Consider the following 10758-nt stretch of genomic DNA (forward strand, 5'->3'; position numbering starts at 1 on the left):
TTTAATTAAACTTTGAATGTTAGATACTTAAAGTTAATCAAAAAATCGCTATTATGCTAATGTTTAAGTAATTATCTTATTTCGAACTCACGTTAAATTTCTATTATGATGTATATGGTGAAGGAGGGGTTAGAGTGTATCTTTTTTATCCCAATTTTGCCCGTATTAAAATCTCTATTCCAAATTTAAATGAACAGAAGAAAATTGGAAATTTTCTTTCAGAAATAGATAGACGGATTGATATTGAGACTAACTTGCAGCAAAAATATTTGCAACAAAAATATTATCTTTTAAGATATTTGTTTATATAAACATATTTTTAAGTAAGCACTGTTTTTGTTTTATAAATGAAATATATAGCTTATATTCATTGAAAATTTTATCTTCAAGGGCAATCAGTGTCTCATCGATTTTTGATTGCTCTTCCAAAGACGGAATTGCTATAGGTAATTTTAAAAATTCCTCAACATTTATCGATCGTCCATCTCTAATACCATATGTGACTAATTTTAGTGTTTTTATAAATCGACTGGATATAAAATAATCTTTCATAAAGGCATATTTCAATAAATGAGTTGGTTTTAAAACCGTATACGCTGGACTACAGATGCCTTCTTTTTCGGAAAAAGCAAAGCCTCCTTGAAATGATCGCAAATGAATAATATAATTACCAGACTGAACAATTTTGTATGTTCGAGTCGAAGTTTGTTCAAATTTTATATCAATATCTATTTTATCACGTTCAATCATCCCTCGTGTTTGACTTGCAGATAAAATAAGATTTATAGATTGATCTATATTTCTTGCAGTACTTACATGAAATAAATCTCCATATGTATATTGTTGCCAACAATCTGAAAATTCAGGGAACCGTAATAAAGACTTTCTATTATGGAAGTTATACAGTACATCCACAAGTGCAGTCAAAGGAGATGCATAATCCTTAATTAAAGGGATTAGACAAATTCTCTTTAAAGAGACAGCAACCTGGAAAAGGTTTAAGATTGGAGACATTCTCAAAATTGGGAGTGGTAAAGATTACAAACACCTGAGAAAGGGGGATACTCCTGTTTATGGAACAGGTGGATATATGTTATCTGTGAATGGCTATCTATATGATGGAGAAAGTGTTTGTATAGGGAGAAAAGGTACGATTGATAGACCTATTTTTCTAAATGGAAAATTTTGGACAGTTGATACTTTGTTTTACACATATAATTTTCAAGGACTATTACCTCGTTTCTGTTATTATCTCTTTTGTTCAATAAATTGGCTACAGTATAACGAAGCATCAGGAGTACCAAGCTTATCAAAAGAAACTATCGAGAACATACAAATTTATTTGCCTAGTATGTGTGAACAAGAAAAAATTTGTTCTATCCTTAACACAATTAATCGTAAATTAGAAACCGAGGACAAGGCTCTTTCTACATATCAAGTGCAGAAGAAATATATTTTGAAAAATTCTTTCATATAAACATCTGTCGCAGAAAATATAGCTTTTGTTTCTCGAAAAGATGAAGAGTAGTTTTCTCATCTTCTAATTTTAGGCATAATAGATTTAAGAAAGAAGCGATCTTCTCTTGTTCTTCATATGAAGGGATATAATGCATTGTGTTGAAATAAGCATCAATAGAGATATTCAAAAGACCATGGTTCCGCGCACCTTCTCCAGCTATTTCAGAAATAGCTGGATACCATTTATTGGATTCAAAATAATGTACTAAATAATCAGAGTTGACATTATCCAGTGGTTTAAAACAAATATATAAAGTTGATAATGCCCCCTTTTCATGTGAGTCAAGTCGCTTCACAGCTCCCCAAGGATAATCCTTTGAATAACTTTTATTATATGCAAATTCACCATTATATAAAAGGTAATAGTTCGACATATCGTTGCTTGCAACCTGTTTGTTGAAAAAAGAAATCTGATCTACTAAACCATATTGAGCAGCAATTGTTAATGCTCGTTGAGTTTCATTATCTTTATTCTTGCGAGTTACTCGCGATGTAAATTCTTTTAGTGTGCTTTTTCTCCAACTTTCTAAATATTCCGGGAATCGCAAAGCGGGTTTACTTTTTCTATTACAAAATAAAAGATTATCAAGCCCTTTAATTAAGGATTCTAGTTTCTCAATTATTTTGTTTTGGGTTTCAATACGTTGATTTATCAATGAAAGAAAGAGTGCTATTTTGTCTTGTTCTTGTCTTGATGGTAAACAAATTTTATAGCTTGCGTATTCTTGTGAATTTATACCCGGCTGTCCGGATCTCATTGACATAAGTTTTACCCATTTATCATAGGTAGTTGATTGAGTTTGAGAGAAAATAAAAAGTGCATTGTATTCTTGTTTTATTTTTGCTCTAATTAGAAAGCCTGCAAAGTAAAGCTTTCCATCTATCTTATCATATATATAAGTCTTACCAGTGCTTGCTCCTGTTCGAGCAAATAAAATGTCATTATCTTCTACTAAATACTTATCGAGTAATTCTCCATCAGGAGAAACTGGATTATCTGACAGGTATTTTGATGATGCTTCATCAATATCTGTAATCCGAATATATTTATTATGCCCATCATATTCGGTTGCCGAAGTATTCATTCCGTAATCTAAGGATTCTGAACATTCTCCTAATGTCACGGTCTCCCACTCTCCTGTAAACTCTGGAAATCTCAAATTTGGAACATTGCCTTTTTCTTTTCTATCTTGCTTCATTGCACTCATTTATTTTCTTAGCTATAAACATTAAGGATTTCAGATAGAAAAAATTAAAGGACGAGTCCCAATTCTTTCAAATACACTTCGATTTCTTTATCTAACTCAGCTCTCTTGGCTTCAAGTTCCTTGATTTCAGCCATTACTGCGTGAATATCAATTTCTTCTTCCTCCTCGAAAGTATCTACATAACGAGGAATGTTCAGATTGAAATCGTTGTCTCGAATTTCTTGCAAAGTTGCACAATGGCTGTATTTCTCTATCTCTGTACGATTACGGTAAGTTTCGATAATTTTATTGATATGTTCCAGGCGAAGTTTGTTTTGAGTTTTTATTTTCTCAAAGTCTTTGCTGGCATCAATAAAAAGAATATTGTCATCTTCTTTACGGCATTTCTTAATAACCAAGATACAAGTGGGAATACTTGTTCCATAGAAGATATTTGCCGGTAGACCAATTATGGCATCAATAAAGTTTTTCTTTTCAATCAGAAATTGACGAATCTTTCCTTCCGAACTGCCTCTGAATAATACCCCATGTGGAGCTACACAAGCCATAGTTCCACTTTCATTCAAATGATAAATCATGTGCAGAATAAAAGCATAATCAGCTTTCGATTTTGGAGCAAGTACTCCGGCAGAACTAAAACGATCGTCGTTATTAAACTTGCTTGCAGCACTCCACGTGGCAGAAAAAGGAGGATTTGCCACAACTGCATCAAATTGTTTTTCTCCGAAATCATCAGCTTCTAATGTGTCTCCATTTTGAATGTCAAAATCGTTGTATTTTACTCCATGTAAAAGCATATTCATGCGACAAAGATTGAAAGTTGTCGGATTCTTTTCTTGCCCGTATATCACATCTGCTTTTCCACTTTTAGCTGTGCGGAGCAGAAGAGAACCACTGCCACAAGTTGGATCATATACATCTTTCAATCGTGTTTTTCCAGTAGTTACAATTTCAGCTAATATCTGGCTAACCTCCTGAGGCGTATAGAATTCTCCCGCCTTTTTTCCAGCTCCGGCCGCGAATTGAGAAATCATATATTCGTAAGCATCACCAAGAATATCAATTTCTTCCGCTTCTTCAAGACCAAAATCTATTCCATTCAATGCAATAAGCACATCACTGACCAATTTATTTTTGTCGTCAGCAGTCCTTCCCAGTTTGGGAGAAGCCAAGTCTATATCGGAAAAAAGACCTCCGAAATCATCCTCGCTTTCTTGTCCGGTAGTACTATCCTCTATGCGTTTCAAGGATCGTTCGAGAGCAGGAAGAATATTCTCTTTTTTCTCAACCATTCCTATAATTGTAGAAAAAAGATATTCCGGCTGTATAAAATAACCTAGATTTTCGATGCAAATTTCTTTTATATCATTTTTTAGCTCGGCATCATTGCCAGCCCAAGCTTCTTGAAAAGTACAACCATCTTCTTTTAATTCGTCATTTACATATAACTCTATTTTTTCCGAAAGATATTTATAAAAAATAAAACCTAATGAAAAATACATAAAGTCACTTGCCGACATATTCCCTCTCAATGTATTTGCGACTGCCCATAGTTGAGCACGCAGTTTCTGTTGTAATTCTTCACTCATTTTCTGTTTTTTCTTAAAGATTGTTTCAATAAACTAATGATGTAATCAATATCATCTAAATCAGTGAGTTTAATTTCATAGGAGCCATTTCCCCAATGACCTACATTTGATACATCTCGAGCTATTTTTTTTTGATCCTGCAAATCACCACTTTTAAGATTTACATATATTTTCAATTTCTTGTTTTGTAAAATAATATCACAAAAAATATTGTTGTCAATTCGAAAATCAATTGTTTGTTTTTTGGGTTGCATTGTGATATTATCAGCCAATGACATTAGTCGTTCTTTTACATTTTCATACAATTCTCTGGTTTCGAAATCAACTTTTTGTAAATGATCTTGTTCTGTATATACTTTTATTTCTTTATTTACTTCTTCTACTGTTTTATCACTTCGAGAAATAGTCTTAATACTTTCTTTTGCAGAAAACTTTTGAATTTGTTCAAAGGAAATAGTCTCATTCTCAAATCTTTTTATCTCCCATAATTCAATAGGCAAATCTTTAAAGTTGATAGCTTCTCTTTGGTAATTTGTGAACTGAGGAGAAATAAAAATCACCCTTGATTGAGACCAATCCACATCTGAACGCTTTAATGTCGTTTGTCTAGATTCATTAAATTCAAGAATAAAATCAGCTTTATTGTTAAGCATTAGAGACAAATATGCATATCCTTGATCTATAACACTAAAATTCTTGTCTCGCTTATACTCTATAATAACAAATGATTTCGTTTCTATATCAAAAGCTAAAGTGTCAATCCTAAAATTATTCAGAGAAAATTCTGAACGAATGAACTCCAAATGCAATAATATATCCACATTTTTTTCGACTAATGTTTGGATATCCTTTTCAAATCTGAAAGGGAGCTCTTTAACAATATCAAATTGCCCTACTAATCTGAATATACTCATATATGCTTATTCCCAATTAAACAAATTAATAATTTCTCGTAACTTTCTTAATATACGAGATTGAATCGTTTTACGTTCTTTTAATTTTACTTTTTTCTTTTTGATTGCTTCTTGAATGATTTCAGGTTTTTCTCGCTGTAGGTAATCATATTCCTGTAAGAATTGAATTAATGCTTCCTTATCTATATCCTCTTCATCAGAAAGATACTCTACGGCTTCTTCCCTTGCTTTATTCATGTATTCGTTTAGTCTACTTTCAAGATCGATAGAACCATCAGCCTTAGACTTTTCGAATCCATTTTTATTGTCATCTATATTTTGACGGATAAAACCATCGATCAGTTTTGCTTTATTCCGCATTACCGCATCTTTTATCATTGTATCAATGATTTGTTGACGTTTTTCCTGATAATCATCAGCGGAAGGATTCAAGTCCGCAATAAGTTCCAAAATGTAAGCCACATTGATTATATCGCTGTGAAGTAATTCCAAACAAAAATCTATATCGTCAAGTGTTCTATCATCTCCGTAAGGAATCTCTGGCTCTGCTGCAATATTTGTATCGGTGATATTTATATTTCCAACGGCAATATCCAAATATTTACTTCGAAAGTCTTCGAATTCTTGCTCCTGCATAACAAGCTCCGTATTGTCTTTGTCGAATTCTTCATAAAGCTGTATTTCTGCTCTTTTCTTTATAATTTCTCGAAAAGCTAATACGAAATCCCGCTTGTCATATTCACTTTTCAGTCCATCAATCGAGTTTATATTAGGATATTTCTCTTTGAAATCTAGAAGTAATTCATTGAATTCCTTCTTAACTTGTTCAAAAGGTGGTCTGATGATATCTTCGATAGGATTATCATTGCTAAAAAGTTTTATAGCTGTATCTACATTGTTTTTTAAATCACGAAAACAGACTATTTTCCCAAAACGTTTCTTTTCATTAAGTATACGATTTGTGCGACTAAATGCTTGGAGAAGTCCATGATATTCTAAATTTTTATCAATATAAAGCGTGTTTAATTTTTTTGCATCAAAACCAGTAAGAAACATATTAACCACTAACAACAAATCTAAAGGCGGCATATCAGCTTTCTTCTTTTTCATCCGCAAATTAATATCATCAGAATAAGCCCTAAAGTTTTCAGTCGAATAAGCTGTCCCAAACATTTGATTGTAATCATTCATAATACGCTGTAACTCGTCAGCTTCTACAGTTTCGGATGCAAATCCTTGATTCATTCCGGTCTGTTCATCATCCTGATTACCATTTGCCGCATAAGTAAATATTGCTCCTATCTTGATTTTGGGATTTAATTCTTTAAATATTTTGTAGTATTGTAATAACATTGAGATTGACTGTGTTGCAAATAGAGCATTATATTCACCATCAAATGTTGATTTATTAAAATTAGCAAGAATGAATTTAGCTATTTCTTTCATCCGTACTTCATTTGCGTAATCAATAACCTGTTTGTCATTTCCTTTATAATACTCAACGAGAAAGCCTAAAACATTTTCATCAGCGATTGCGTCTTTTATTAAATATTTATGTAAACATTCTCCAAAAACCTCTTTAGTTGTTATCTCCTGTTTGGCATTTTCGACAAAGATGGGTGTACCGGTGAATCCGAATATCTGCAGATTCTTAAAGAAACGAACGATATTTCGATGGCTATCACCGAAATGACTACGATGGCATTCATCAAAAATCATCACAACTTTCTGATTGATAGCCTCTTGTAAATACCTGTTGTAATAATCTCTGGTTATGGCTGTATTTAGTTTTTGGATAGTAGTAATAATAATTTTAGAGCTTCCACTCAAACGTTTAATTAATTCAAGTGTATTATCAGTGCTATCTACTGCTCCTGGTTCAAAAGCTTCATACTCTGCTTGAGTTTGAGTATCTAAATCTCTACGATCTACAACAAAAAGGACTTTATCTATGCCATCGATTTCAGATGCTAATTGGGCTGCTTTGAAAGAAGTTAATGTTTTGCCCGCTCCTGTTGTGTGCCAAATATATCCATTGTTATTAGAATTCTGAACTTTATCAAGAATCCTTTCTACTGCATAGAATTGATAAGGACGGAGTATCATCAGGCATTTATCCCCTTCATGTAGAACAATGTATTTGCTTATCATCTTTCCAAGATTACATCTTTCCAAGAAGAAGTTAGCAAACATACTTAAATCATTGAAGGGTCTATTTTCTGCATCAGTCCAGTTAAATGTAAATTTAAAACCACTATTCGGATTGTTAGCAAAATAACGAGTATTAACCCCATTGGAAATTACAAATAGTTGTATATAATCGAACAGCCCGCTGAAAGAGGTTTTGTGGTAACGTTGTATTTGGTCATATGCTTTTCTCAACTCAACACCTCTTTTCTTGAGTTCTATCTGTACAAGAGGTAGACCATTAATAAGAATTGTAACATCGTATCGGCAAGTCTTTCGTCCTTCAATCGTGATTTGATTGGAAACCTGAAATTCATTTTGACACCATTTGCTCTTGTTAAGAAACTCAACCCAGATACGTTCTCCATTTTCCAACTCAAGAGGGTATAAGTCACGAAGTTTTTTGGCTTTTTCAAAACGGGTTCCACCCTCTAAGTAAATAAGTATCTTTTCAAACTCTTTTTCAGTAAACCGTTCTCTATTATGTAATATTAATTGTTTTTTATTATGTTTTTCGAGTTGAGATTTAAAATTGGCATATAAGTTTTCTTCTTCTTTGATCTGAATATACTCATATCCATTGTCTTGCAAGGTCTTTATCAAACCGTTTTCTAATATTTGTTCACTTTGCGTTACCATTTGAAGAGCTATTCTATTTCTAATCACCAAAGATACCATTTTAATCTTAAATCTATTGCATTGAGGACTAATATGTAAGCTAAACCCCTCTTTTACAACTATTATAGCAGGAATAAGTAAAGCAAGGTAAGCTTCCGCTTTGTTCTTGTACCGAAGCTGGTATTTTTTAATCCTTTACATGCCTGTCTATTTTCTCATCTATCTCCGATAGCTTTCATAAAGCTAGTTCGTTTGCGAAGAAAGCCACAGAGTATTGGATTGCTAGTCGGGAAACATGCTCCAAAAAGGAAATAAGCACGAATTTTTAACAATAAATTTGGATTACATTCCAAGAAAATGGAAATATTTTCGGATTAGAACGAAGGGTGTTCAAAGTCTCTTGTGGTTTGTCCGAAAAATCACATATAATTCGGACATGTAAATCTTGTTATTTGTTATTCCTCATCTTCCAAATTGCCATTGGATGATCTTTGATCCGTTTTACAATTTCGATATCTTCAAATAATAATTCCGGTCGATAGATATTATTGTTGAAGTTTTCGATAAAGGACTTTTCATCTTCAGTAAATACCATTAGTTTCATAAGAAACTCTTTCACTTCTACTTTCGCTGATTCAAAGTCAAATCGTTCGCTTTTCTTGAGGACAGGAAGTAAAGAACTTCTAATTTGTGCAAATTTCAAGTTATCAATACTTTCAAAACTATAACTGTTTGAAGGTTTATCACTTCCTCCTACAGCAAGATAGAATAATATAATTTTTCGGAGTTTGTTCATGTCATCAGGATGGATGATATTATATTTCAACATGTTGTGAATATCATACAAGTCCCGGGGAGCTGTTCGCTCAATAAGAGCTTTGATTTTACTCCCAAATAGTTCAAGGGTAGAAAGGGTTTTTACTTCAGAGTCAAATTGTAGAAAGTCTATATTCACTTTCTTTTCAACTATTGGCAAGATATGATTTCGTAAAGAATAGTTTATCTCTACTTTCAGGTTATCTTTATTCCCTCCTGCGTTCTGGAAATAGAACACCCATGAATCAAGAGAGTGTGGACTTTTCGTATTAGGACTTAACGCATATCCCTGCGTAAACATATAGTTCAGAAAATCCTGATTGATATTCTCCCGGATTGTCATCATTTCCTCCCGTAAACACTCTTTGGTAAAATCCAAGTCGATATCAACCGATAAGCGTGGAAGATTAAAAACTGTCAGGTTAATTGCAGTTCCTCCTTTTAATGCCAAATGTTCTGCAAATAACGGATTTTCATTTAAGTGTTTTAAAATGTTGCAAAGCCGGAACACTTTTTCCAGATTATCCCGGATAAAATCTGTACCGGAAGCGATTCTCTCCAAATCAGTTTTGCTATAATTATACATTGATGTTTCCTCCTTGTTCTAAAAATGAAAGAATATTTTTAGGAGCGTAAAGCTTCCATTCACTAAAATACACATTGGATTCCTGTTGACCTGTCAAATAACGGATACTTTTCCCAATCTTGGATTTACAAAAATCAAAGAAAGCATCACTTAACTTCATTTCCTTTTGAAAGTAGCCAAGAACAAATCCTGTCTTTTGATAAAGAACCTGTTTATTGAATTGTTGCAAATAGTCTTGTAGTTTCTTCTCATTAATATAAGTGATAAGGGCAAAACATTCTATCATTTCTTCCAGTCCTCCACTTCGGTCTATTTGATTAATACAATCTAAAACAGTACGTTCCAAATCGGTTACTCTGATTAGTGTATCGGCAGGAGGAATAACAACTCCGGCATCCGATTTTGATTCCGAATAAATATAACTAATTCCATCGTACTCAAAGTTGTTGAATCTTTTTTTAGATGAAACCTGCATTTCATAAAATACCTGATGAGCCAGACCATGATATTCCAATGCAGCATGATAGGATAGATAAGAGGAAGAATTTATTTGACTGGCTATTTCGTATTTTGAAGCGGAACTGGTTTTTGTAGCCAAATCCGTTGCAACGTAGAGATCTCGCCTTACTTGTGATATTAACCCTTGCTGTTTATACCTTCGTAAAAGTTCTTTTGCTGCATTTTCGTCACCAGTCAATGCAACGATATCTTTTTTATGGAAGATTTTGAGTTTATGGAATTCTTCGATATATTTACTCATATTCTCTTCTTGGATTTTATTTCTCGCACAAAGATACATAAAAATATGTATTATTGAGCGAAAAACAAAACAAGAATTAGGATTTCTATAAATTTATTTCTACCTTTGTCCTATCACTTAAAGAGGAAAAGTTCTCTAAAAAACCACTCTAAAAACAGAGTGAGTAACGAGTGAGTAGAATACATTTTCCGATAGTTAAATGACTGACAGTATACGGGTTAGATGGAATATTTGAAATCCGTCAACGCCCACCAAGACATAAAATTGGTGGAAGTCAACAAAAGACAGAAACTTCAATTAAGAGACAAGAGTCCTGTTAATCAATAGATTAATAGGATTTTTCTTTTTACATAGTGGACACAATAGGACGAGAAAAGACATAAAAAGACAGTGGGGTTGTGTGCAAACCGTGGCTCAGCGGATTTTCTTGGTTGATTTCCCTTGTCATATATCATGAATATAGCACCGCCAGCCTGTACATAAAGAACTTAATATCTGCTACTCCTCTGAATTGTCCTCTGAGAGCCTTTATTTTAGCGTTGAATGATTCGGCCGAAGCATT

9 protein-coding genes and 1 pseudogene are annotated in these 10758 nt (G+C 33.1%); 2 read left to right on the forward strand and 8 right to left on the reverse strand.

The window, feature by feature from the left end; translation table 11 throughout:
* Nucleotides 1-134 precede the first annotated feature (134 nt).
* Nucleotides 135-311 (forward strand): restriction endonuclease subunit S, encoded by a 177-nt coding sequence (locus tag D0T84_RS23360; RefSeq protein ID WP_370525532.1) that lies wholly within the window; start codon nt 135-137, stop codon nt 309-311.
* Here D0T84_RS23360 and D0T84_RS19600 read toward each other — a convergent pair.
* Nucleotides 304-1014: a restriction endonuclease subunit S gene (locus tag D0T84_RS19600; protein ID WP_163309544.1), complete on the reverse strand. Its 711-nt coding sequence runs from the start codon at nt 1012-1014 to the stop codon at nt 304-306. The genes D0T84_RS23360 and D0T84_RS19600 overlap by 8 nt on opposite strands.
* 7 nt (nt 1015-1021) lie before the next feature.
* On the opposite strand from D0T84_RS19600, the gene D0T84_RS19605 reads away from it, so the two are divergent.
* The gene (locus D0T84_RS19605) at nt 1022-1477 is read left to right on the forward strand and encodes a restriction endonuclease subunit S (RefSeq protein WP_370525533.1); all 456 of its coding nucleotides are present in this window, start codon (nt 1022-1024) and stop codon (nt 1475-1477) included.
* Here the strand turns inward: D0T84_RS19605 and D0T84_RS19610 are convergent.
* The 7 genes and pseudogenes from D0T84_RS19610 to D0T84_RS19640 form a co-directional block, all read right to left on the reverse strand.
* Nucleotides 1470-2717, reverse strand: coding sequence for a restriction endonuclease subunit S (locus D0T84_RS19610; protein ID WP_163309545.1), 1248 nt, complete (start codon nt 2715-2717; stop codon nt 1470-1472). The genes D0T84_RS19605 and D0T84_RS19610 overlap by 8 nt on opposite strands.
* A gap of 53 nt (nt 2718-2770) precedes the next feature.
* A complete protein-coding gene (locus tag D0T84_RS19615) occupies nt 2771-4315 on the reverse strand; it encodes a type I restriction-modification system subunit M (RefSeq protein ID WP_163309546.1) in 1545 nt (514 codons plus the stop codon).
* The gene (locus D0T84_RS19620) at nt 4312-5229 is read right to left on the reverse strand and encodes a DUF5655 domain-containing protein (protein WP_163309547.1); all 918 of its coding nucleotides are present in this window, start codon (nt 5227-5229) and stop codon (nt 4312-4314) included. Before D0T84_RS19620 ends, D0T84_RS19615 begins: the two co-directional genes overlap by 4 nt.
* 6 nt (nt 5230-5235) lie before the next feature.
* Nucleotides 5236-8055, reverse strand: a complete 2820-nt coding sequence (locus tag D0T84_RS19625) for a type I restriction endonuclease subunit R (RefSeq protein ID WP_163309552.1) — start codon at nt 8053-8055, stop codon at nt 5236-5238.
* Between the two features lie 427 nt (nt 8056-8482).
* A complete protein-coding gene (locus D0T84_RS19630) occupies nt 8483-9436 on the reverse strand; it encodes a nucleotidyl transferase AbiEii/AbiGii toxin family protein (RefSeq protein WP_221413151.1) in 954 nt (317 codons plus the stop codon).
* A complete protein-coding gene (locus D0T84_RS19635) occupies nt 9429-10196 on the reverse strand; it encodes a transcriptional regulator (RefSeq protein WP_163309549.1) in 768 nt (255 codons plus the stop codon). The genes D0T84_RS19630 and D0T84_RS19635 overlap by 8 nt, the downstream gene beginning before the upstream one ends.
* Nucleotides 10197-10647: 451 nt before the next feature.
* Nucleotides 10648-10758 (reverse strand): annotated as a pseudogene (locus D0T84_RS19640) (DDE transposase); the annotation flags it as partial.

This window comes from Dysgonomonas sp. 521, from assembly GCF_010501055.1.
In the GTDB taxonomy this organism is placed as follows: Bacteria; Bacteroidota; Bacteroidia; order Bacteroidales; family Dysgonomonadaceae; genus Dysgonomonas.

What these genes read in the sequence shown, in the direction of transcription:
- D0T84_RS19600 (WP_163309544.1), bottom strand. Translation starts at nt 1,014, where the DNA reads ATGTCTCCAATCTTAAACCTTTTCCAGGTTGCTGTCTCTTTAAAGAGA.
- D0T84_RS19610 (WP_163309545.1), bottom strand. Translation starts at nt 2,717, where the DNA reads ATGAAGCAAGATAGAAAAGAAAAAGGCAATGTTCCAAATTTGAGATTT.
- D0T84_RS19615 (WP_163309546.1), bottom strand. Translation starts at nt 4,315, where the DNA reads ATGAGTGAAGAATTACAACAGAAACTGCGTGCTCAACTATGGGCAGTC.
- D0T84_RS19620 (WP_163309547.1), bottom strand. Translation starts at nt 5,229, where the DNA reads ATGAGTATATTCAGATTAGTAGGGCAATTTGATATTGTTAAAGAGCTC.
- D0T84_RS19625 (WP_163309552.1), bottom strand. Translation starts at nt 8,055, where the DNA reads ATGGTAACGCAAAGTGAACAAATATTAGAAAACGGTTTGATAAAGACC.
- D0T84_RS19630 (WP_221413151.1), bottom strand. Translation starts at nt 9,436, where the DNA reads ATGTATAATTATAGCAAAACTGATTTGGAGAGAATCGCTTCCGGTACA.
- D0T84_RS19635 (WP_163309549.1), bottom strand. Translation starts at nt 10,196, where the DNA reads ATGAGTAAATATATCGAAGAATTCCATAAACTCAAAATCTTCCATAAA.